The sequence below is a fragment of the Rhizobium sp. UFLA01-1127 genome (assembly GCF_059803845.1).
Genome location: NZ_JAUQTZ010000102.1, coordinates 1 through 22,646, shown reverse-complemented (window position 1 = coordinate 22,646; position 22,646 = coordinate 1). Strand labels below are relative to the sequence as shown.

The following is a 22,646-nucleotide window of genomic DNA, read 5'->3' as shown; positions in this document are numbered from 1 at the left end:
TCTTGGGATGTCTTCCATGCGGCGCGGCAGTCATCTGCGCTGGTCTTCCAAAATGATCAACCGGAGCAGTCTGAATGATGTCGAGGATCAATATTCGTGCAGTTGGCGTCACCGTTGCGATGGCAACTGTCCTTTCGATCGCCATGATCGAGCCAGCCTTCGCGCAGAGCGCCGGAGGGATCGAGACGGTTCTGCAGAATATCGTCACCTTACTCACCGGCAACGTCGCCAAGCTCTTGGCAACGATCGCCGTCATCATCGTCGGTATCGCCTGGATGTTCGGCTATCTCGATCTTCGCAAGGCCGCCTATGTCGTACTTGGTATCGGCATTCTCTTTGGCGCCTCACAGATCGTCAGCACGATTTCCGGGGGCTGAGATCATGGTGGAGAAGGCTTCGCCTGAGGAAGATACCCTGTTCTTGGCCTGCACCCGGCCAGCGATGATCGCCGGGGTGACGATGGAGGCTATGGGCGTCAACATTATACTGACGACGATCCTCTACATAATTGCCGGCTCGATTGCCTATGGGCTTGCCGGTGTGGTCTTTCATTTCATTTTCCGCTCGCTCGTCAAGCATGACCACAACATGTTCCGTATTCTGCTGGCCTGGATCGAAACGCGTGGTCGTTCGCGCAACGGCGCCTATTGGAGTGGTGCTTCGCTGACGCCGTTGAGGCTGGTGCGGCACTATGACGAAAGGGACCTTGGTCATGCCTAATGTGTCCCGCCTCAAATTCCGTGAACTCGAGCCGGAAACCTTCATCCCCTATGTCCGGCACGTGGACGAAACCGTGATCGCACTCGATTCCAGGGCATTGCTAGCGATGATCGCTTTAGACGGCGTATCGTTCGAGACAATCGATGCTATCGATCTGAACAGCCTGCAGCGCGATCTCAACACGCTCTACCGCAATATCGCGGATGAGCGCCTGGCAATCTGGACCCACCTCATCCGCCGCCGCGACAACACCTATCCCGACGGCGAGTTCACCAATTCCTTCTCGGCAACGTTGAATGACAAGTATCGGGCGCGGATGGTGGGCGAAGACTTGTTTCGCAACGATCTCTATCTCACCCTGCTCTGGCATCCGGGACGCGATCCGGCCGAACGGCTCACAAATCTGCTGTCACGGCTTCGCAAGGCCCAACGAACCGCAGTCGAGCTCGATGAAGACAGTCTGAAGCATCTACGGGACAAGGTAACCGATGTCACGGCAGGACTGCGACGCTTCACGCCGCGCGTACTGTCGCTTTACGATCAGAACGGCATCCTGTTTTCCGAACCGAGCGAGGTGCTGCATCAGTTGATCGGCGGCCGCCGAGAACCCATACCGTTGACGGAAGGCAGGATCTCCTCGGCGATCTATTCCGATCGTGTGATCTTCGGGCGCGAGACAGTCGAGATCCGCGATGAAGGGACAAGCCGTTATGCAGGCATGTTCGGTTTCAAGGAATATCCTGCGAGAACCCGCGGCGGTATGCTGGACGGCATTCTGACGGCACCTTTCGAACTGATCCTCACTCAGTCCTTCACATTCAGGTCTAAAACCGATGCCCGCACCATCATGGGTCGCAAGCAGAACCAAATGGTGAGTGCGGTCGACAAGGCGGCCTCTCAGATTGAAGAGCTTGATGCGGCAATGGACGAGCTCGAATCGAACCGTTTCGTGCTCGGCGAGCACCACCTGACCCTCGGGGTATTCGCTTCATCTGTCAAAGACCTTGCTGACAATCTCGCCAAGGCGCGCTCGCATCTGACCAATGGCGGCGCTGTCGTGGCGCGCGAGGATCTGGGGCTCGAGGCTGCATGGTGGGCACAATTGCCTGGTAATTTTCGCTATCGGGCCCGTTCTGGTGCGGTCACCTCGCGGAATTTTGCAGCACTTTCTCCGTTTCATTCCTATCCTATGGGCAGGAAGGACGGCAACGAATGGGGGCCGGCCGTCGCCATGCTGAAGACGGCGTCGGGCTCGCCGTTCTATTTCAATTTTCACTATGGCGATCTCGGCAACACCTTCGTCTGCGGTCCGTCGGGTGCTGGTAAGACCGTACTTCTCAATTTCATGCTATCGCAACTCGAAAAGCATGACCCGCACATGGTCTTCTTCGACAAGGATCGTGGCGCCGACCTCTTCGTGCGGGCTGCCGGCGGTACCTATTTGCCGTTGAAGAACGGGCTGCCGACCGGATGTGCACCGCTGAAAGCCTTCGAGCTGACACCGGCGAACAAGATATTCCTGGCACGATTTATCGCCAAGCTAGCCGGTGCGACCGTGCGGGATTTTTCGGTCAGCGATGTCAGCGATATCGCGCTGGCGATCGATGGTCTTGCCGATCTGCCGAAAGAGCAGCGCACGATCGGCGCTTTGCGCACCTTTCTCAACAATACCGATCCGGAAGGGATCGCCGCACGCCTGCGTCGGTGGGAAAGAGGCGGGCCGCTTGGTTGGGTCTTCGACAACGAGGCCGATGAAATCGGTATCGGTGCCAAATTTCTTGGCTACGACATGACCGATTTTCTCGACAATGAGGAAATCCGTAATCCCTTGATGGCTTATCTTTTCTATCGGGTCGAACAATTGATTGATGGCCGACGGATCGTCATCGTCATCGACGAGTTCTGGAAGGCGTTGCAGGACGAGAGCTTTCTTGACCTTGCCCAGAACAAGCTCAAGACCATCCGCAAGCAGAATGGCTTGATGCTGTTTGCCACGCAAAGCCCGCGCGACGCCATTAACTCACCAATCGCGCATACGATCATCGAGCAGTGCCCAACACAGGTTTTCCTGCCGAATTCCCGCGGTAATCGAGATGACTATGTCGGTGGCTTCAAGCTCACCGAACGCGAATTCGAGTTGGTTGCCCGCGAGCTCTCCGCTGAAAGCCGGCGCTTCATTGTTAAACAGGGAAACAACAGTGTTGTCGCCGAACTCAATCTCAACGGTTTCGACGAGGAGCTCGCGATCCTGTCGGGGCGAACGGCCAATATCGAACTCGCCGATGCGATCCGGTCTGAACTCCGAGACGATGGCGAAGCATGGTTACAAATGTTCCAGCAAAGAAGGAGTGTGTGATGGTTCGATGCAGAATGTTTCGACAAACAGCGTTAGCGTTGCTCATCTCAGCCCATGTCGCCGGCGCACAGGGTATCCCGGTGATCGACCAGACGGCGATTGCCAAGCAGATCGAAAGCATAACCCAGCTGAAATCGCAGCTCGATGCGCTAAACCAGCAACTCCAGCAGGCCCAGCAGCTCTACGGTTCGCTCAACAAGCTCACCAATATGGCTGACGTCGCCAGCATGTTGAACGATCCGGCGATCCGCAAGGCATTGCCAGGGGACTTTTCTGCCGTCGAAAGCCTGCTCAAGGGCTCAGGTTCAGGCGCGATTGGCGATGCCGCCTCAAAGTTCTTGACCGACAATTCGACCTACAAAACGAGCGCCAATGACTTTTACGCTCAGGAACTGTCGCGTCTTCAGAACAAGAATGCCGGGCAGATGAGCCTCGGCCAGCAAATCTACGACGCTGCGACCAAGCGGATCGACGGGATTGATCAATTGCGCCGGCAAATCTCTTCGGCGAGCGACGCCAAGGAGATCGCCGATCTGCAGGCGCGGCTGCAAGCCGAAACGGCCTTTCTCCAGACCGATATGCTCAGGATGCAGGGGTTGCAGATGATGCAGCAGGCCGAGGTTCAGGTCGATGAGCAGCGCAGGGCCGAGGATTGGCGCAAGCGCATGGATACAATGGGAGCGGCCCTTCAATGAAGCTTCTTGTTCTCCTCATACTCGGTCTTTCTTTGTTCGGCTGCTCGAAGCAGCCTGAGCGTACCTATTCGGTCGACGAGCTGATGGCCAACCAGACGCTGCTGTCGGATCTCATCGCCAAATGCAAAAGCAATCCGGGCGAGCTGCGAGCAACGCCGAATTGCGTGAATGCCGAGGCGGCCGATTGGAAATCCCGCCTGGAACGCATGGGCAAAGCACTCGGAGGCTGAGGCATGTATCAGATCTTTGCCTTCGTCGATGGGCAGTTCAAGGCGCCGCTGGAGAACTTCATATCGTCAGGTACGTCGAATATTGCCAGCTGGGTCACCGGGCCATTGACAGCGGCTTTGACACTTTATGTCATCCTCTATGGCTTTCTGATCCTGCGTGGATCCGTCCACGAACCGATCATGGATTTCGCCTTTCGGGCAATGAAGCTTGCCATCATCCTGATGCTGGTCACGAATGCTCGCGAGTACCAGACTTATATCGGCAGCATCTTCTTCGACACCTTGCCCAAGGAGATCTCACAGGCGTTGAACTCCGGTACGATACCAAGTGCCTCGACCTTCGACAGCCTGCTGGATAAAGGCCAGAAATGCGCGAAAGAGATCTGGTCGCGCGCCTCATGGGGTGTCGATATCGTTACCGGTCTCGGTGGCATGCTGGTCATCCTAGCAAGCTTCGGGGTTGCCGCGATCGGTTATATCGTTTCGCTCTATGCCCGCCTGGCGCTGGCGATCGTGCTCGCTATCGGCCCGATTTTCGTAGCGCTCGCCATGTTCCGCTCGACACGCCGCTTCACCGAAGCCTGGATCGGGCAACTCGCCAACTTCGTGATCCTGCAGGTACTGGTTGTGGCGGTTGGCTCTCTGCTTATTACCTGCATCGATTCCACCTTCACAGTGATCGAGAGCTACAGCGACGTACTGATGCGACCCGTTGCGCTCGGCGCCATTTGCCTCGCCTCCCTCTACGTCTTTTACCAGCTTCCGGGCATCGCTTCGGCACTTGCCGCGGGCGGAGCTTCGCTCACCTACGGCTATGGCGCGGCACGCGACGCACATGAAGGCACGCTTGCCCGAGGCGCCACCTACATGGCGCGAGCGACTGGCCGGGGTGCACGTGCCGTTGGCCGCAGCTTTCGTTCGGAAAGAGCCGACTGATGTGGAACTCCAAACAAACAACAAGATGGCTGGTTCAGGATGATCCGAATATTCGTGCTTTTTTGTGTGGTATCAACGCTCGGCGGCTGCGCGTCACATTCCTATCCCCTACCCAAATGCGATGGCTATTCGCGCCGGCCGCTCAATCGCGCCATGTGGCAATGGGACGGCGATAGTCGGTCGACGCCGCAACCTCTTCACTCTCCACCGGCACAGTCCGGTGATAAGCCACCCGCCTATGTCGAGGAAAAGCCGGACATCGTTCCCGCCGCCTTTGCGCATTTTGATGTCGGCCACTCCTATCGCCCATGCGGAGGGCAGCGGTAATGGTGACGACGGACAGTCTCAAGGACTATTTCAATAAGGCTCGGCGCTTCGATCAGGACCGCATGATCCAGATGGAACGTTCGGCTCGGATTGCCTGGTTCGTAGCCACTACGGCCGGCGTGCTTGCGGCAATTTCGATCGTCGCCATCGTAGGCTTGACACCGCTAAAGACGGTCGAACCTTTTGTCGTGAGAGTCGACAACTCCACCGGCATTGTCGATGTTGTTTCGGCACTCACGTCTTCTGCTGGAACCTACGACGAAGCGGTGACTAAATATTTCGCCGCCCGCTACGTTCGCGCCCGCGAGGGTTACGTCTGGAGCGAGGCGGAGGAGAATTTTCGCACGGTTTCGCTGCTCTCAACGGCGCCGGAACAGACCCGCTTTGCCGCAATTTATCGCGGTGGTAATCCGGATTCCCCACAAAATATCTACGGCCGCGGTGCCACATCGCGGATCAACATTGTTTCCATCTCACTGATCAACGCCAATGTGCTGTCTGTTCGCTACATGCGTACCATCACTCGCGGTGACGAGACCCATACGACCCATTGGGTGGCAACGCTTACCTTCTCCTATGTGAATGCTCCAATGTCCTCGACCGATCGGCTGATAAATCCGCTCGGCTTCGCCGTCAGCGACTATCGATCCGATCCGGAGGCCATCAATTGAAACATCCGAAACCTCATTGTTTGATTGCACTACTGCTGACCGCTAGCTTGCCATCGGCAGCCCTTGCGCTGGAAACGCCGCGCGGCGCATCCCAGGACAGTCGGGTTCGCTTCGTCGACTATCAGCCTTACAATATCACCAGGATCGTGGGCTCGTTGCGTTCCTCCGTCCAGGTGGAGTTTGCCGCCGACGAGGAAATCGCCCATGTGGCGCTTGGTAACACGGTCGCCTGGGAAGTAGCGCCCGCCGGCAATATCCTCTTCCTGAAGGCGCGAGAGAACCAGCCGGTCACGAACATCTCCGTGGTCACGACACGTCGTGATGGTTCGACGCGTAGTTACCAGATGGAGTTGACGGTCCGTGACGGTCCGGTTGCCGCCGGCCAGGACACTTACTTCTATGTCAAATTTCGCTATCCGGCCGATGATGCGGAACGCCGTCGTCAAGAGGCTCTTGCGCGAACCCAGGCAGCACAAGCTGGACAAGCCGACACAGTGCTGGCTTTGCATGAACAATATGGACCGCGCAACTGGCACTATTCCGCACAGGGATCAAAGGCTTTGGAACCGAACGCTGTTTATGACAACGGCAAGATCACGACTATCGCCTTCACCGGTAACCAGGAAATGCCGGCAATCTATATGGAAAACTCCGACGGCACCGAGAGCCTGGTACCTAAGTCGGTGGCCGGTGATCTCGTGCTCGTTCATGCGATCAGTCGCAAATTCATCCTGCGGCGGGGAGGAGACGTGCTTTGCATCTTCAACGAAGCCTACGATCCGACCGGCATCGATCCGAACACCAATACCACATCGCCTTCGGTTGAGCGCGTCATGAAAGTGCAGGCGAGAAGTGCTGCAAAAGGAGGAGCCGATGGCCGATGAGGCGGAAGACCGTATCCCAGGCGAGCGCGCCGAGACCGATGTCAATTCGCGAACCGAGGCCAGTCCATTCCTGAAGCGCGGTGCCGTCGTTTTAGCGATGGTCGCTTTTGTTGGGTTTTCGCTGTGGTCGATGCGTGACAGGCAAAAGACTGAGACGACAAAGCCCGACCATGTCGTTATTCGCCAGACGACTGACTTCGAGCCGGCGAAGGAAGAGGTAAAGCCGGCGGCACCCCTTCCCGAGGTGCTGCTACCGACGCCTGCGCCAAAGGAGCAGGTCACACCTGCTGAGAACACTTTGTTGGACTCTGCCCGCCGTGCGCCGGTGATGGCCTATGGACAGCAGTCCTCATCGCAACGCCGCGACACAGCAGCCGCCATGTCGCAAGACGCTGGTTCCAATTATCTCCCTGTTCCAGGCAGCCTTGGAGGCGTCCAACCTGAAACCGAGGATCAGCGCTTCAACAAGATGTTGACGCCGACCCATCTGGAAGGATCACGCGCCGGCACGCTCGGCAATCGCGACTTCATCGTGACGATGGGAACTTCCATTCCCTGTGTGCTGGAGACAGCGCTTGCCTCTGACCAGCCGGGCTTCGCCAGCTGCGTCATCAACCGCGATGTGCTTTCCGACAACGGGCGCGTGGTTCTGATGGAGAAAGGAACCCAGATCGTCGGAGAATATCGAGGCGGCTTGAACCGGGGCCAGAAGCGTCTATTCGTCCTTTGGAACCGCGCAAAGACGCCAAAAGGTGTGATTATTACACTCGCCTCACCCGCAATCGACGCACTCGGGCGGGCGGGCATGGATGGCTATGTCGATACACATTGGTGGGAGCGCTTCGGTAGCGCCATCCTGCTCTCTATCGTCGGCGACGCGACGACCTATGCCGGCAGCCGGCTGCAGGATAGTGACGTTCAAGCGCAGAATACGACGACGGCTGGCCAGCAGGCAGCAACGATCGCCGTCGAGCAATCTATCAATATTGTGCCGACATTGACGAAGCATCAGGGCGAACTCGTCTCGATTTTTGTCGCCCGCGATCTCGATTTTTCCGATGTCTATAGCCTGCGTGTCACCGAGCCCCGTAGCAAGATCCTCGATCGGGCGGTATTGGGGGACTTCATGCCCCGATCGACGCTCGTGACGAAGTAGAGCGCAAGATGGCGGAAGCTTCAGATGCAGGTGTCGTACGTGAATTGCTTTTGCCACTGTCTCGCTTCCTAAAGGATACATCTCTCTATGAGATCGTCGTCAACCGCCCAGGCGAAGTCCTGACTGAGGGGGCGGAGGGATGGCGGCACCACACACTGCCGGAACTTAGCTTCGAGAAGCTCATGCGTCTGGCCCGAGCCATTGCAAGCTATTCGAACCAGGCAATCGACGAGGCTCGGCCGGTCTTGTCTGCCTCTTTGCCAGATGAAGAGCGGATTCAGATCGTTGTTCCGCCGGCAACACCCAAGGGCACGGTCAGCATCACGATCAGAAAGCCGCCGTCGGTGATGCTGACGTTGGATGATCTCGAAAGGGGTGGATTATTTTCGAATGTCTCCTCGCCGAACCGTGATGTCGAACCCTCGGATACGAGGTTGGACAAGATCCTTAAGGCAGGCAATTACGCGAGGTTTCTGCGTGCGGCGGTTCTTGCGCGCAAAAACATCATCATCTCGGGCGCAACCGGTTCCGGCAAGACAACCCTGTCGAAGGCATTGATCCGGCATATCCCGGAGCATGAGCGGCTAATCTCGATCGAGGATACGCCGGAGCTGGTCATCTCGCAGCCCAATCACGTCAGACTTTTCTATTCGAAAGGAGGGCAGGGGCTGGCGAAAATCAGCGCGAAAGATTTGCTCGAATCGTGCCTCAGGATGCGCCCCGATCGCATTCTTCTGCAGGAGCTGCGCGACGGTTCGGCCTTTTATTACATCCGGAATGTCAATTCAGGACACCCCGGATCGATCACAACGGTGCATGCCGATTCTGCGGCGCTGGCATTTGAGCAACTGACATTGCTCGTGAAAGAGTCGGAAGGTGGTCGTGACCTTGAGCGCAGCGATATTCGTAGTTTGCTCGACGTCGCGATCGATATCATTGTCCAGTGCAAGCGGATTGATGGGCGGTTTCGGGTGAGCGAGATTTATTTTAAGCCGTGATTGAGCGGAGAAATGATTAGTTCCTGTATTTTGCTTTGTTCGCTTCAGCCGAGGTTTCTTGTAAATGGAAAACAGGTCTAGCCAGATTTATCCGGTGCTTCGTCTTCCTCGGCTTCGGGCGAACCGCCTCGTTCATCGGAAAACTGAGCCGGAAAATGGCCGATGTGAATGCGAAATTCGGGGTACGTGAGCGCTCTCCAGGGCCGCATGCCGTCCTTCGTCGCGCGGCCTCGTAGTTGCCCGTGGATTATGCGACGAAAATACAGAGCATTGGCATACAAATATTTGAATTTCGCGGTAGTGGACCGGTTGGTCGCAGCGTCATCAACTTGGCAATTACGCATTTAGCGCATTGTTGAGCGAAAAGACGATTTCGTCAGGTCGATGAGGAATTCTAATTGGTTTTCTATATCGGCTTCCGTCACTAATCGATTTTCGATGCGAAACTTGCCGCTTCGATGAGGCTTGTCCATTATTAATCAATTTTCGATATGATCGATCTTGCATAAGCGTTTTTCGATAAAGATAATTGATTTCCGATGTAAGCGATTTTCGATATTATGTCTCGAAAATAATCGTCCTTCGATGATGTAACTTGTTTTTCGATGAGGAAGGAAGCCGGCATGACAGCCAGTCCCGCAAATCCGGCGGTCTTCCAAGAGCGTATCGTGCCAACGGATACGGTTCCCGTTGGGTATGCAGCTCTCGTCCAGAAATACGGGATTGCCGCCCCTGTTCGTCTCCCCTCGTGTGTCGCGAAGGGCTTCGTCTATGGCTCGAGGAGAGCACATGAGGATTGGACGATCTTCGACAAGCGCTTTGCCCCAGAAGACAGCTTGCTTGGACATCTGACTTTCGCGCTGAGGCACGAGACAATCGATCCGTTGATCCTAAAAAGGCTATTTCAAATCGTTCCAGCAAGTGAGATCACGGCGCTGATCGAAGCCGAGCCGACGAGCAGCGCGACGCGCCGGATCTGGTTCTTCTATGAATGGCTGACAGGTACACGCCTTGACATTCCAGACGCGGAACGGGGGAACTATGTTGAAGCGCTTGACACTGCGAGCTACTTCACATCGATCCCTGTGAATTCACCCCGCCACCGCGTGCGAGACAATCTTCTCGGCACACCCAAATTCTGCCCTGTTTTAAGGCGTACCGAATACCTTGTCGAAACGGTCACCCGCCGCTGGGACGCCGAAGCCAAAGAGCTCATCGGAAAGATCGGAAAAGGGATCATCGCCCGTGCGGCAAGTTTCCTGCTTCTGTCGGATAGCCAGGCATCCTATCAGATCGAAGGCGAGCGCCCGCCGCGAAGCCGCCTCGAGCGTTGGATGAGGGCCGTCGCCCAATCTGGAAAGCGGCCAATCACAGTGGACGAACTCGTGCGCCTCCAGCACATTGTCATCGAGGAGAACCGGTTCATCATGCGCGGCCTGCGAGACGCCGGCGGCTTTATTGGCGATCGCGACTGGAACGACGATCCTCTCCCAGAATTCGTTTCAGCCCGGCACGAAGACATTAACGATCTTCTCGGGGGGATCATAGCCGCAGGAAGCAGGATGGCATCGAGTGGGGTCGATGCCGTACTTCAAGCCTCCGTCATGGCCTTCGCCTTCGTGTTCGTCCATCCCTTCGAAGACGGAAACGGACGCCTGCATCGGTACCTCATACACCATGTTCTGTCCGAGCGCGGATATACGCCCGCCGGCATGATCTTTCCCATTTCTTCTGTACTTCTTGAACGCCAGGAGGAGTATGGCGCGCGCTTGCGTAGTTACACCGGACCGCTGTTGCCCTTTATCGAATGGGTGCCGACACCGGAGAAAAACGTGCGTGTCGTCAACGACACCACCGATCTCTACAGGTTTGGAGATTACACGGAGTTGACCGAATTTCTCTATGCTTGCGTCGTACAGACGATCAGGCACGACCTGCCAAACGAGATCGATTACCTCTCGCGTTTCGATGAGGCGAAGCGACGCATTCAGGATTTCCTTGAGATGCCGGACGCGATGATCTCCAGCCTCGTTAATTTCATCCGTCAGAACAATGGTGCGCTTTCCAAGAAACGGCGCGGCCGTGAGTTCGAAAAGATGACCGATGAGGAGGTAAAGTCAGTGGAGTCGGTGGTTCGCGACGCCTTCGACATCGGCCTATCGAATGAGGGTGGCGATCAGTCCGAAGAAAATAGGCTCGACAGCCCCCGATAGCGGCAATATGTCCTTTCTGTAGGCACGTTGCATACGCCTTGCCCCGCCAGCTGTGCGAGGGGGGGCGAACCAAACCCTCTGTCGGGGTTCGGTGCTATCGCTCGCTTATAGCGCTTGGTCAGGCATTGAGCGAGCGTCGCGCGGTCTACTTGCATACAACGGTCGCACTCATCCTTCGAAACGACGAACATCACAATAAATGCTTCAGGAAGGACAAACCATCCTAGATTCGATCGTGGGGTTCTCTTTGTTGCTATCGAGGTCGTGCAACTATCATGATCGCGCTCTCAACGCCGCTTCTTTCCTTTCCACCTTCGACATCGCCAAATACTCCCCCTTCAGTCGCATGTGGCACCAGCAGGCGAAGGCAGAGCTTGCGAAGGCCAGACTTTCGCCGATCGCTAGGCGGTTGTTGGAGTTGCTGAGGATCGTCAATGAGAAAAAGAAAAGGCAGGCGATGTAGGCGTGCCATGCGGCGCGCGGAACAATGCCGGCCTTGCGGGCGCGCCAGACGGCGCGGATGAAGATGGCGAGCATGAAGCCCATGATTGCAGCGCCGAAGAGGCCGTAGCGCACCAGGATTTCGAGGTAGCCGTTGTGCAGCAGCGTGTACTGGACATGCGAGTAGCGCGTCTCGGCCCAGCGCTCTAACCATCGGTTGCCCCAGCCGAAGATCGGTGCCGAGGAAAAGACCTCCCAGCTGTTCGACCAGAGCTGCAGGCGTTCGTCCATCGATACCGGCGTATTGCTGGAACTGATGGCGTTCGAAACCACGCCGCCCATCTCATGGCCGTTGGCCACATTTTCGACCATGGAAATGGCCGCCGACAAAGTCGGGCCGGCCGTCTTGTCGAGATTGTGCCTGACGCCATAGATACCTGCGATCAACAGGGCTGCGACGGCGATGATGATGATGACGCCGCTCTTCAGGCGCAAATAGGTGAGCGTAATCAGCGCCAGGACAGGCAGTGTTATGCCGAGTGCCAGCCAGACGCCTTTCGATTTAGCGCCGTAAATGGCGATGAAACAGAGCGCGAAGATGAAGGGCGAAGCGATATAGGCGAAGCGGGCGATCCGGCGGTCACTGGATTTGTCCGTCAGGTAATGCAACAGCCAGAACAGGGTGAAGATAACGATCATGCCGCAGGCGACGGCGCCGTGGATCTGGTTGTTCATGATCAAGGGTCGGATGGTCTCGCCGGCAAAGATCTCGCGCAGATGCTGGGTGGCGACCAGCATGATGAGGACTATCGCGAAATAAGCCGCGACGATCTTCTCCATCAGCTCGTCATAGAGCAGGAAGGCGACGCCCATGATGGGGAAGAAGAAGGGAAAGGCATAGAGCCAGTCCGAGGCGCCGATATCGTGTTGCGGCGTCAACCAGAAGGTGATGAAGAACCGCGCCATGACATAAAAGGCCCAGCCCATGCAGAGCCAGCCGATCCAGTCCGTGCGCGGCCGTATGGGCGCCTTCATGTAATAATAGAGGGCGATCAGGGAGAGAAGCGCCGTCGCATAGCGATAGGCGTCGCTCTCGACCACGGTCGGGGAGGCAACCAACAGCCAGAGAATGCCGCCGATGATGGCGACCGGTTTCGTCATGCTGCTTCCTGCCTTCATGACGCCGATCGGTTCGGCTGCAAGATCAGCATGGGGCTTGTTCATGCGCGAGTCATCCAATGTCGTCAGCCTTCGTCCAGGTTCGGTTCATCATCCGGCATTTCTCGCTCCCACCACGGCCCCTATGGTCGCAAAGGGGCGGATATGCGGCAATTTTCCCACGCATTGTGTCGATAATGTCGATTTCGCCGAATGTTTGTTAATGCGCAACTCCGTCGCGTTTGACCACTTTCAATGCCGTCAGGAAAATAACCTTTAAGTCGAAGAAAAAAGAGCGTTGACGCATATAGTCTTCGTCCAGCGCCACCTTCTGCGGGATGGGCAGTTCGTCGCGGCCGTTGACCTGCGCCCAGCCGGTCAGGCCAGGCAGCAAAGCATCGACGCCGCGCTCCGTGCGCAGGGCTATGAGGTCGTGCTGATTAAAAAGGGCAGGGCGCGGGCCGACGATGCTCATCTCACCCTTGAGGATGCACCAAAGCTGCGGCAGCTCGTCGAGGCTCGATTTGCGCAGGAACGAGCCGATCGGCGTCAGATACATATTCGGGTCCTTCAGCAGATGGGTCGCGACCGCCGGCGTATCGGTACGCATGCTGCGGAATTTCGGCATGCGGAAGATCTTATTTTTCCGGCCGACCCGATCCGACCAATAGAGGATCGGGCCCGGCGAGGTCAGCCGTACTGCGAGAGCGACGATCAGGATCGGAATGAAAAAAACGATGGTCGCGGCTAGAGCGGCGAGAAAATCGAAAAGGCGCTTGGCGATAGTGTAAAACATCGTCTCATATCGTTGCATCGCCCCCGTATTCTAAGGGTGATCAAGGTCGTCAATGCTCCGTCCATGTCATATCGCGATTTCAAGCACAACCATCCCCGGCAATATTCCTCGCCCTTGTTCCGAGCGGATATCCCGTGCAAAGCATGTCTCAGCAAATCATGGTGCGGAAAGCGGAGGCAGTGCGCGGATGATCCTGGTAACGGGTGCGACGGGTTTTGTCGGACAGGCTCTGTGTGCGGAGCTTTCCCGCCGGCAGATGGATTATCGGCCGGTCAGCCGGAGCCCCCGCCCAGGCTTCGCGGCCATCGGGGCGATCAATGGCCAGACTGATTGGTCCGAGGCGCTTGCCGACGTTGATGTCGTCATGCATCTTGCGGCCCGTGTCCACGTTATGAACGAGAGCGCCGCCGATCCGTTGGCGGCATTCCGCGCCGTCAACGTCGATGCGACGATCAACCTCGCGCGACAGGCTGCGGGCGCGAGCGTGAAACGCTTCATTTTTCTGAGCTCGATCAAGGTCAACGGCGAAGGGACGTCGGCCGGTAAGGCCTTCAGGGCCTCGGACGTGCCCCGTCCGGAAGATGCCTATGGCCGCTCGAAGCTCGAGGCCGAGGAGGCCTTGCTCGCGATTTCAGCGGAAACGGGCATGGAGGTCGTCATCATCCGGCCGCCGCTCGTCTATGGTCCCGGCGTCAAGGCGAATTTTGCAAGCCTGATGACGTGGGCTACGCGACCGTTTCCCTGGCCGTTTGGGGCTATTCGAAACCGAAGGTCGCTCGTTTATGTCGGCAATCTCGTTGATTTCATATTGCTCAGCGCTCGCCATCCGGCCGCCGCCAATCGTGTGTTTTTGGTCAGCGACGGCGAAGATCTTTCGATCGGCCAGCTGATCTCCAAATTATCCTTGGCCGCGGGACGCAAGGCTTGGATGCTGCCGGTGCCACCGGCGCTGCTTGAGGGACTTGCTGCAATTCTGGGGCGTCGAGCCGCCACGCAGCGATTGCTTGGCTCGCTTCAGGTCGATATCGGCGAGACACGGGCGCTCACCGGCTGGTCACCGCCTTACTCGGTCGAAGAAGGATTGGCGGCAACGGTCGCCGGTGCGGGGACTAAGGCGCGCTGAGCGGGCCTTTCCGCCTTACAGGCTCCAGACCGAATGACCTTCCAACAGAGGATTGCTCCGATCGAGAGCTGCCTTCACGTCGACGACGACGCCGTTCTCGCTCAAGAGATCGAGGATAGTGGCTGCACCTTCAGTCAGATAGGATTTATGGGGAACGGCAAGTACGACGGCATCGAGCTTGCCGAAGTCCTGCAATTCCGCGAGCTTTATGCCGTATTCCTCCTGAGCCTCCAAGATGCTCGCCATCGGATCGTGCACCAGCGGTTCCAGGCCGAACTGATGCAATTCACTGATAATATCTGGCACCCGGCTGTTACGCAGGTCGGGAACGTTTTCCTTGAAGGTCAGCCCGAATATACCGATACGGGCGCCGTTGATCGGCTTTTTCGCCGCAACCAGCATCTTGATGAGCTTCTGGGCAATGAAGGCGCCCATGCCGTCATTGATGCGTCGGCCGGAAAGAATGACTTCCGGGTGATAGCCGAGTTCCTCGGCCTTGGCCGTTAAATAATAGGGGTCGACGCCGATGCAATGGCCGCCGACCAGGCCGGGAGTAAAGGGCAGGAAGTTCCATTTCGTCCGCGCTGCCTTCAGCACATCGGCGGTGCGGATATCCATTTTCTCGAAAATGATCGAAAGCTCGTTCATCAATGCGATATTGACGTCGCGCTGGGTATTTTCGATCACCTTGGCGGCTTCGGCCACCTTTATGCTGGGGGCACGGTGGATGCCGGCCTCGACCACTGCGCCGTAAATGGCAGCGATTCTTTCCAGCGTTTCCGCATCATCGCCGGCGACGACCTTCACGATGCGCTCGAAGGTGTGCTCCTTGTCGCCGGGATTGATGCGCTCCGGCGAATAGCCGACATGAAAATCCTCGCCCTGACGCAGCCCGGAAAGCTCCGCCAGCACCGGGCCGCAGACGTCTTCAGTGACGCCGGGGTAGACGGTCGATTCATAGACGACGATCGAGCCTTTGCGCAGAACCTTGCCGACAGTGCGCGAGGCGGAAATCATCGGCCTCAGATCGGGCTGCCGGTTCCGGTCGATCGGCGTCGGCACGGCGACGATGAAGATATCGCGACCCCTGAGATCCTCGATATCGCTGCTGATGCGCAGCCCGCTCGACCGTAGCCTCTCGGCGGAAACCTCCCGGGTATCGTCCTTGCCCGCTTTCAGCGCGGAGACACGGGAGGCCTTGATGTCAAAGCCGACCACATCATGGAATTTTTCGGCAAGCGCAATCGCGACGGGCAGGCCCACATAACCGAGGCCAATGACGGCAATTTTTTCGTTCAACACAACATACCTCGAACACTTCACCTGAATTAGCCCGAATTCGAAGCTGATGTCAGCGTCTAATATTTGCCTTCCGGATCATTTTAGGTGTGGGTTCGCATGAACGTGATGACCGGTCAGCCGCTTCGCAATGGCTTGGGATTATGGCCTTGTGGGCAGGTTGCGCTGCAGCGTTGGCGCAGATGCATAGGATGCCTATCGAAACCTTCCGGTTTCGACCCCATTTATTTGGGTGAGACCAATTTTCTTTTTTCTGAAAGAGCAGTTCGCGATGCGAAACAGCTATCTTAAACAACTCCGTACCCAGCGCGAACAAGTCGAAGCCAAGCTCGAGCTGCATATAGCGCGCTATTGTTTCGGCGAAGGCGAGGTGGACGACGGTACCGAAGCGGAGCTCCGGCAACGGATTGCGGAAATTTCCGACGAAATTGCCGCTCTCGAGGCTGAGCGCGGCGAGTAAGATTGCACCTGTTCCTCCTCGATGAGGTCGCGCGTCTCGGCTTCATGCGGATCCTGGAGACGGTGCGCGACGCAGGCCGCAAGTACGGCATCACGCTGTTGCTGTTGTTTCAGAGCATCGGCCAGATGCGCGAAACCTATGGCGGGCGCGATGCCGCCAGCAAATGGTTCGAGAGCGCGAGTTGGATTAGCTTCGCGGCAGTGAATGATCCGGAGACGGCCGACTACATCTCGAAGCGCTGCGGCACGACCACGGTCGAGATCGACCAGGTCGGCCGGTCGTAGCAGGCGTCGGGTTCGTCGCGCACGCGATCGAAGCAGCTTGCAGCGCGGCCGCTGATCCAGCCGCACGAAGTGCTGCGGATGTGGGCCGACGAGCAGATCGTCTTCACCGCGGGCAATGCACCGCTTCGTCCCGGCCGCACTTCCTCGGCCCTCCCGGTCGCCCGGCGCCGCTCAACGCCGAACCGTGCCGCCGACGCTGCGACCACTCCAGCGACCGGCACAGGCAGGAGACGCTTCGTCATGAGCACTCGTCGAGCCCTGCCGGACGCTCGCCGCCCGCTGATCATACCCCGCGAGAGGAGCGTGACCGCATGCGCGGAGACCGCTTGCGGGCTCCGGCAGTGACCGGCAGGACGCGAGCAGAGCCGCGTCCTGAAGAGGGATCGCCCCTAACTTATGCAGACGAAGCCCTCGTTTCTCGTCAATGATGTAAAAGAACCCCATCGAGCGAGTTGACGCAGTAGTTTTCGTTACTACATAAATCCTAAGACAACCAGAGGAGGCCACTATGCCTCGCGCCCCGCATTCAACTGAGCTCGTGCTGAGTTTCCAGACCGACCCGGATTCCGTCCAGGCCGCATTTCTGCGTCGTGCAATGTCGGCACTTGAACGGATTGCCGCGACAACACCGTCGAAGGCGCTCACGGCGGCTCTTGGCGCGCCGACGGGCGCAGGAACGCTCGCGCAAATCCTCAGCCATCCCGAGTTTATCGGGGAGGCGGTGAGCAATCTCGACCCGATGGTCCCGGCACTCGCGCGCAATGTCGAGCATCGGAACGAACTGCTCCTGCGTGCCGGCGGCGTCCTTTCCGCCGAAGAAGCCGGCAAAGTTGCGGGCATCACCCGCCAAGCGATCGACAAGCGGCGTCGGGGCAATGCGATCCTTGGCGTCCGGGAGGGAAGCGACTGGAAATATCCAGCCTGCCAGTTCCGGGACGGACAGGTTTTGCCGGGGATAGCCGAGGTCGTTCGCGGTCTCGCAGACCAAGGCGCCTGGGCTACGCTCGATTTCCTGCTTGCGCGGGATAGCGCGCTCGGCGGCCGGTCGCCGTTGGAGGCTTTGCGCCAGGGTGATCTCGGCGCGGTCGAGCGGCTAGTCCGCGCCAATACCGGCGACGGCTTCGCCTGATGGCCCCGCCGGTGCGAGGACCGTCCGGGGCGGCGGCGCCGCCGCCCGATTGGTTGAAGAATGCGAACTTACCGATCACGACCATTCCGGCCGGATCGGTGTTACACCGGATTCACCGATCGAGCTTTGATCCGGTGTTTTTCGGACCGGGAGCCGGCCACGATCCAATTTATCGATTCGATAGCGCAAGTGGACGATTCGGCGTGCTCTATATCGGCCACGCCTTCGCAGGCGCGTTCGCCGAGACGATCCTGCGCAACCCGCAACGGCTGATGGTTGCAGAACGCGAAATTGTCACCCGGTCGGTAACGGAGCTCACCAGCCGGACGGCTCTGCGCATGGTGACGATGCACGGCGCCGGGCTGCAGATCCTCGGCACGGATAATTCAATCTCCACCGGCCCCTATGAGCCATGCGGCGCATGGGCCGATGCGCTCTGGGATCCTCCGGAGGAGCCGGACGGGATTGCCTATCTGTCCCGGCATGATCCCAGCGAGGTCTGCTACGCGGTCTTCGAGCGCAAACCGATCGCCTTCGAGGCGAAGGCGACGCATTCCCTGTCTGCCATGCAAAGCGACGTCGCGCAGCTGCTCCACCGCTACGGCAAGTCCCTTTCTGCTGACGTGTAAGGCTACGGCAACTGCGGGAAGTATCAGCGGTGCGCGGTCATGATCGGCGGCTACGTCCGCTTCGGCGAACCATGCCGTTTTTCAGTGGATTCAACGCGCGAAGCTATTGCCCCCTATCATCGTCCCAAGACCGAGCGAGGCAAAGGCCTCGATGTAAAGATGAACGTGTCAGAGGGGGTATCGGCGGGATCAAAGCCAGGGTCAAACATCTAGATCCTTGCTCTCCGAATTATTCATGCGTGCATCGGCTCGGAACGCTTCCATACCAATCTTGTGAAGCTCACGGTACTGCGCGGTATCTGGCGGGATCCGGCTGGCTTGGATCAAGGCACCGAGCAGGAACGCGCGATCGGCTTTTCTCAAGCCAGCCTTGATGATCAATCCGCCGAAGATCATCTTTTCGCGCGTTTCGCGCTTACGATCGTTTGTCATATCGCGCTGCCGCCTTCGTTCGAGAAGCATAATCCGCTGATCTAGCCTCTTAAGCGGATTCGCCCGTCGTCCTTTGTTCGCCGTCGCGAAATCGCGCTGCGATCTCGGCGAGAACGTCGTTGAGCTCGGCGTCGGAAATGTCCAGTTCGGCGAGACCGGCTCTCCGTGCCGCGCTAGCGAAACGTTCATTGGCCTTAGCGACCATCTTCTTTCGTTTCTCTCTGAGCAGCTCGATCTGTGTGTCGATCTCGGAAACTGGGTTTCTTGCCCGCATGTCTGTCCTTCCTTTCATCGCAGCCGACTCTGCTGGCATCTTTTATACTGCATTGAATACAGTAGTCAAATCGGCTGAAATGATATAGGAAAATGAAACTCACCCTGGAAATTCGGATTTTTCAAAGGAAAATCCGCCAAATATCTCGATATCCGTAGTGCGGATGTGCCAGAAAAGATAGAGTCAAATATGGCTATTATGTTTTTGAGAGCGAAAATAATCAGCCGCGGAGCGGGACAGAACATTGTCTCGGCGGCCGCCTATCGTCATCGTACCAAGATGATGGATGAGCAGGTGGGGACTAGGTTCCACTATTCCGCAGACGCGGCCGAACTCATCCATGAGGAACTCGCTCTGCCTGATGACACGCCGGCATGGTTGCGAACTTTAATCGACGGACGATCGGTTGCCGGCGCCAGCGAAGCGCTTTGGAATGCTGTTGATCGTTTCGAGACCCAGCGTAATGCACAGTTGGCCCGCGAGATCATCCTTGCGCTTCCAAACGAGCTCAGCAGGACCGAGAATATCGCCCTGGTGCGCGACTTCGTTCGTGAAAACCTGGTGTTGCGCGGAATGGTGGCAGATTGGGTCTATCACGACAAGAAGGGCAATCCGCACGTCCACGTTATCACCACGCTGCGTCCACTGACAGCGGAAGGGTTTGGGCCGAAGCACGATGCTATCGTTGACGACAGGGGCGAGCCACTGCGCCACAACACCCCCGACAGGCCGAAAGGAAGAATCATTTACCGTCGGTGGGCGGGCAACAAGGAAACGATGGAGGAGTGGAAGCTTGCATGGGCTCAAACGGTAACGCGCCATCTGGCACTTGCCGGCCACGATATCCGCATAGACGGCCGCTCCTACGAGGAGCAGGGATTGCGGGGAATGGGGCAGCGCCATCTCGCTCCTGCCCGCACGGCGCGTCTACACAAAGGTGCCGATGTCTATTTCGCGCCGGCGGCATTGGCGCAGCGCCACGAGACGGTCGATCGCCTTGCCGCCGACCCCGGTCTATTGCTTAGGCAACTCAGCAACGAGCGTTCGACTTTCGATGAAGTCGAGATCGCCCGCGCCCTGCACCGCCACGTTGATGATCCAATCGTCTTTGCCAATATCCGCGCGAAACTGATGGCGTCGGATGATTTGGTAATGCTGCGACCGCAGCAGGTCAGTGCGGAATCTGGTGGGGTCGGGCTGCCGGCAGTCTTCACGACGCGCGCGACGATCAGAACCGAATTTCTGATGGCGCGGTCGGCATTCAATCTCTCGAACATCGGTGGTTTCGCGGTATCGTCATCCCAAGTTGATGCTGCGATAGTTGAAATTGACGCGGCGACAAATAAGGCCATTCGTCTCGACGCTGAACAGGTCGATGCGGTTCGACATATCACCGCCGATAGCGGCATTGCAGCAGTCGTCGGTATTGCGGGTGCTGGCAAATCGACATTGCTCAGTGTGGCACGGATCGCCTGGGAAGGAGCCGGCAGGCGCGTTCTCGGAGCAGCCCTCGCTGGCAAGGCGGCGGAGGCGTTGACTGATAGTTCCGGGATCCGTTCACGTACGATTGCCGCTTGGGAGCTTGCCTGGAAAAACGACTATGACTTGCTGCAGAAGGGCGACGTGCTGGTTCTAGACGAAGCTGGCATGGTGTCCTCGGAACAGATGGCGCGTCTTCTCAAACGCGTCGAGGATGCCGGCGCGAAAGCGGTTCTTGTCGGCGACGCGATGCAGCTTCAGCCGATCCAGGCGGGGGCTGCCTTCCGTGCCATCGTCGAGCGCATCGGCTTTGCCGAATTGGTCGGCGTTCGCCGCCAGAGGCACGAATGGGCGCGAGAGGCGTCCCGTCTGTTTGCCCGTGGAAATGTTGAGGATGCCTTGAGTGCCTATAGCGCCCATGGCCATCTCCTCGAAAGTGAAACGCGTAAGGATGCGATTCAACGCATCGTATTCGACTGGGCGAGCGCTCGCCTTGATGCCATTGCCAAGGCGCAGGTCGAGGGTCGTAAGTTGCGTGGCGACGAGTTGATGGTTCTCGCCCACACCAACAGTGATGTGAGACGCCTCAACGATGCGATCCGTGCGGTCATGTTGCAACAGAATGCGCTTGGGGAGGGCAGGCCGTTTCGTACAGAGCGCGGCACACGTGAGTTTAGCGAGGGAGACCGGATCATCTTCCTGGAAAATGCGCGGTTCGTCGAACCCAAGGCCTCTCACCTAGCTGTTCAGCATGTCAAGAACGGCATGTTTGGAACGGTCGTATCGACGGCGGGTCGAGGAGGGGAACCATTTCTTTTCGTTCGGCTGGACAGTGGCCGGCATGTCATGTTCGCGGAAGACACTTATCGCAATGTCGACCACGGTTACGCCGCGACGATTCACAAGAGCCAAGGATCGACCTTCGAGCGCGCTTTCGTGCTGGCAACCGGCATGATGGACCGGCACCTGACATATGTCGCCATGACGCGTCATCGCGAGCGTGTCGATCTTTATGGGGCAAGGGAAGATTTTCAACCAAAGTTCGAACGGGGCAAGTCGGCACGCGTCGAGCATGCCGCTGGCATTACCGGCGAGCTTGTTGAAATAGGACTTGCGAAGTTTCGCAAGCGCGACGACGCCGATCCTTCTCCTTATGTTGACGTCAGAACGAACGATGGAACCACGCATCGCCTTTGGGGCGTCAATCTGCCTAAGGCGATTGAGGCGGCCGGCGTCGGGATCGGGGATACAGTGACCATGCGCAGGGAGGGAACTGAAAAAGTTACCGTTAAAATGCCCGTTGTTGATGAGGAAACGGGAGCGAGGCATTTTGAGGATCGCGTTGTCGACCGCAACATTTGGACGGCATATTCAATTGATAAGGGCGAGGCGCGGATGGAGCAACTTGCCGCCGAACAGCGCCCTGCGACGCTCTTTGCGCAACTGATTGAACGGCTGTCGCGCCCCGGCGAAAAGACGACGACGCTCGACTTCGAGAATGAGCCGTCTTATCGATCCGTGGCTTTCGATTTCGCACGGCGGCGCGGCATCGACACTATCGCGGAATATGGTTACGCCCTCGAAGCACAGGTGGAGCGCCTATCCAATTGGTTCACCGTACAAAGTGATCATGTGGCGCGGCTCTGGCAACGGGCGAACGTGCCCTTCGGGGCCGCAGTCGAAACTTCGGGGCGCAATGCTGCTATTCACACAACACCCGACAAAGACGCCTTGCCCGCCCCGGGGGCGGATGCTTCCGATCTATTACCCGCAGTGAACTCCCTTACCCGATCTTTTGCAGAAGAGGCCCGTCTCGCCCAACTCGCATCTCCTGCAATGTTGCCAGCGGTCACGAAATTCAAGGCAAGCCTTGATGAGGAGGCGCGGATGCGTGTGACCGAGACAGAGCATTACAAACAGAAAAGAGCAGCACTCGCCGCGACGGGATCCGTGATC

At 57.8% G+C, this 22,646-nt stretch carries 22 protein-coding genes and 1 pseudogene; 18 read left to right on the top strand and 5 right to left on the bottom strand.

Features of this window, described 5'->3' with window-relative positions; genetic code table 11:
* Positions 1-74: 74 nt before the first annotated feature.
* The 12 genes from Q4Q11_RS22575 (at position 75) to Q4Q11_RS22520 (ending at position 11,186) form a co-directional block, all read left to right on the top strand.
* Entirely contained in the window at positions 75-377 is a 303-nt protein-coding gene (locus Q4Q11_RS22575) for a TrbC/VirB2 family type IV secretion system protein (protein ID WP_113217520.1), read from the top strand.
* A 4-nt stretch (positions 378-381) separates the two neighbouring features.
* On the top strand, positions 382-720 hold the full coding sequence (locus tag Q4Q11_RS22570) for a VirB3 family type IV secretion system protein (RefSeq protein ID WP_113217521.1): 339 nt from the start codon (positions 382-384) through the stop codon (positions 718-720).
* Complete coding sequence (locus tag Q4Q11_RS22565; protein ID WP_498570879.1) at positions 713-3,076, top strand: VirB4 family type IV secretion/conjugal transfer ATPase; 2,364 nt, start codon at positions 713-715, stop codon at positions 3,074-3,076. Before Q4Q11_RS22570 ends, Q4Q11_RS22565 begins: the two co-directional genes overlap by 8 nt.
* 14 nt (positions 3,077-3,090) lie before the next feature.
* On the top strand, positions 3,091-3,771 hold the full coding sequence (virB5, locus tag Q4Q11_RS22560) for a P-type DNA transfer protein VirB5 (protein ID WP_498570878.1): 681 nt from the start codon (positions 3,091-3,093) through the stop codon (positions 3,769-3,771).
* Positions 3,768-4,001: an EexN family lipoprotein gene (locus Q4Q11_RS22555; RefSeq protein WP_113217523.1), complete on the top strand. Its 234-nt coding sequence runs from the start codon at positions 3,768-3,770 to the stop codon at positions 3,999-4,001. The genes virB5 and Q4Q11_RS22555 overlap by 4 nt, the downstream gene beginning before the upstream one ends.
* A 3-nt stretch (positions 4,002-4,004) precedes the next feature.
* Complete coding sequence (locus Q4Q11_RS22550) at positions 4,005-4,937, top strand: TrbL/VirB6 family protein (protein WP_498570877.1); 933 nt, start codon at positions 4,005-4,007, stop codon at positions 4,935-4,937.
* Between the two features lie 39 nt (positions 4,938-4,976).
* Positions 4,977-5,264 (top strand): hypothetical protein, encoded by a 288-nt coding sequence (locus Q4Q11_RS22545; protein WP_113222317.1) that lies wholly within the window; start codon positions 4,977-4,979, stop codon positions 5,262-5,264.
* On the top strand, positions 5,264-5,935 hold the full coding sequence (locus Q4Q11_RS22540; RefSeq protein ID WP_113222318.1) for a VirB8 family type IV secretion system protein: 672 nt from the start codon (positions 5,264-5,266) through the stop codon (positions 5,933-5,935). Before Q4Q11_RS22545 ends, Q4Q11_RS22540 begins: the two co-directional genes overlap by 1 nt.
* Positions 5,932-6,819, top strand: a complete 888-nt coding sequence (gene virB9, locus Q4Q11_RS22535; RefSeq protein ID WP_498570876.1) for a P-type conjugative transfer protein VirB9 — start codon at positions 5,932-5,934, stop codon at positions 6,817-6,819. The genes Q4Q11_RS22540 and virB9 overlap by 4 nt, the downstream gene beginning before the upstream one ends.
* Positions 6,809-7,975: a type IV secretion system protein VirB10 gene (gene virB10, locus Q4Q11_RS22530; protein WP_498570875.1), complete on the top strand. Its 1,167-nt coding sequence runs from the start codon at positions 6,809-6,811 to the stop codon at positions 7,973-7,975. Before virB9 ends, virB10 begins: the two co-directional genes overlap by 11 nt.
* Positions 7,976-7,983: 8 nt before the next feature.
* On the top strand, positions 7,984-8,973 hold the full coding sequence (gene virB11 / locus Q4Q11_RS22525) for a P-type DNA transfer ATPase VirB11 (RefSeq protein ID WP_113222321.1): 990 nt from the start codon (positions 7,984-7,986) through the stop codon (positions 8,971-8,973).
* Between the two features lie 623 nt (positions 8,974-9,596).
* Positions 9,597-11,186: a Fic family protein gene (locus Q4Q11_RS22520; protein ID WP_498570874.1), complete on the top strand. Its 1,590-nt coding sequence runs from the start codon at positions 9,597-9,599 to the stop codon at positions 11,184-11,186.
* A gap of 273 nt (positions 11,187-11,459) precedes the next feature.
* Here the strand turns inward: Q4Q11_RS22520 and Q4Q11_RS22515 are convergent, their stop codons facing one another.
* Both Q4Q11_RS22515 and Q4Q11_RS22510 read right to left on the bottom strand, forming a co-directional pair.
* Positions 11,460-12,851 (bottom strand): O-antigen ligase family protein, encoded by a 1,392-nt coding sequence (locus Q4Q11_RS22515; RefSeq protein WP_498570873.1) that lies wholly within the window; start codon positions 12,849-12,851, stop codon positions 11,460-11,462.
* Positions 12,852-13,005: 154 nt separating this feature from the next.
* Complete coding sequence (locus Q4Q11_RS22510) at positions 13,006-13,581, bottom strand: sugar transferase (protein ID WP_498570872.1); 576 nt, start codon at positions 13,579-13,581, stop codon at positions 13,006-13,008.
* 187 nt (positions 13,582-13,768) lie between these two features.
* Between Q4Q11_RS22510 and Q4Q11_RS22505 the strand changes: the two genes are divergently transcribed.
* Entirely contained in the window at positions 13,769-14,704 is a 936-nt protein-coding gene (locus Q4Q11_RS22505) for a UDP-glucose 4-epimerase family protein (RefSeq protein ID WP_498570871.1), read from the top strand.
* A 15-nt stretch (positions 14,705-14,719) separates the two neighbouring features.
* Here the strand turns inward: Q4Q11_RS22505 and Q4Q11_RS22500 are convergent, their stop codons facing one another.
* Complete coding sequence (locus Q4Q11_RS22500; RefSeq protein ID WP_498570870.1) at positions 14,720-16,006, bottom strand: nucleotide sugar dehydrogenase; 1,287 nt, start codon at positions 16,004-16,006, stop codon at positions 14,720-14,722.
* 268 nt (positions 16,007-16,274) lie between these two features.
* Here Q4Q11_RS22500 and Q4Q11_RS22495 point away from each other — a divergent pair, with 268 nt between their 5' ends.
* The 4 genes and pseudogenes from Q4Q11_RS22495 to Q4Q11_RS22480 all read left to right on the top strand — a co-directional run bounded on the left by Q4Q11_RS22495 (position 16,275) and on the right by Q4Q11_RS22480 (position 18,505).
* The gene (locus Q4Q11_RS22495; protein WP_498570869.1) at positions 16,275-16,463 is read left to right on the top strand and encodes a hypothetical protein; all 189 of its coding nucleotides are present in this window, start codon (positions 16,275-16,277) and stop codon (positions 16,461-16,463) included.
* An 8-nt stretch (positions 16,464-16,471) separates the two neighbouring features.
* Positions 16,472-16,885: pseudogene (locus tag Q4Q11_RS22490) on the top strand (type IV secretory system conjugative DNA transfer family protein); the annotation flags it as partial.
* Between the two features lie 370 nt (positions 16,886-17,255).
* Positions 17,256-17,876 (top strand): DNA-binding protein, encoded by a 621-nt coding sequence (locus tag Q4Q11_RS22485; RefSeq protein WP_498570868.1) that lies wholly within the window; start codon positions 17,256-17,258, stop codon positions 17,874-17,876.
* The gene (locus Q4Q11_RS22480; RefSeq protein WP_498570880.1) at positions 17,873-18,505 is read left to right on the top strand and encodes an RES family NAD+ phosphorylase; all 633 of its coding nucleotides are present in this window, start codon (positions 17,873-17,875) and stop codon (positions 18,503-18,505) included. The genes Q4Q11_RS22485 and Q4Q11_RS22480 overlap by 4 nt, the downstream gene beginning before the upstream one ends.
* 201 nt (positions 18,506-18,706) lie before the next feature.
* Here the strand turns inward: Q4Q11_RS22480 and Q4Q11_RS22475 are convergent, their stop codons facing one another.
* Positions 18,707-18,937, bottom strand: coding sequence for a conjugal transfer protein TraD (locus Q4Q11_RS22475; RefSeq protein ID WP_113222350.1), 231 nt, complete (start codon positions 18,935-18,937; stop codon positions 18,707-18,709).
* Between the two features lie 49 nt (positions 18,938-18,986).
* Entirely contained in the window at positions 18,987-19,211 is a 225-nt protein-coding gene (locus tag Q4Q11_RS22470; RefSeq protein WP_113215016.1) for a TraC family protein, read from the bottom strand.
* 189 nt (positions 19,212-19,400) lie between these two features.
* Between Q4Q11_RS22470 and traA the strand changes: the two genes are divergently transcribed.
* A partial coding sequence (gene traA, locus Q4Q11_RS22465; protein WP_498570867.1) for a Ti-type conjugative transfer relaxase TraA occupies positions 19,401-22,646 on the top strand: 3,246 nt, incomplete at its 3' end.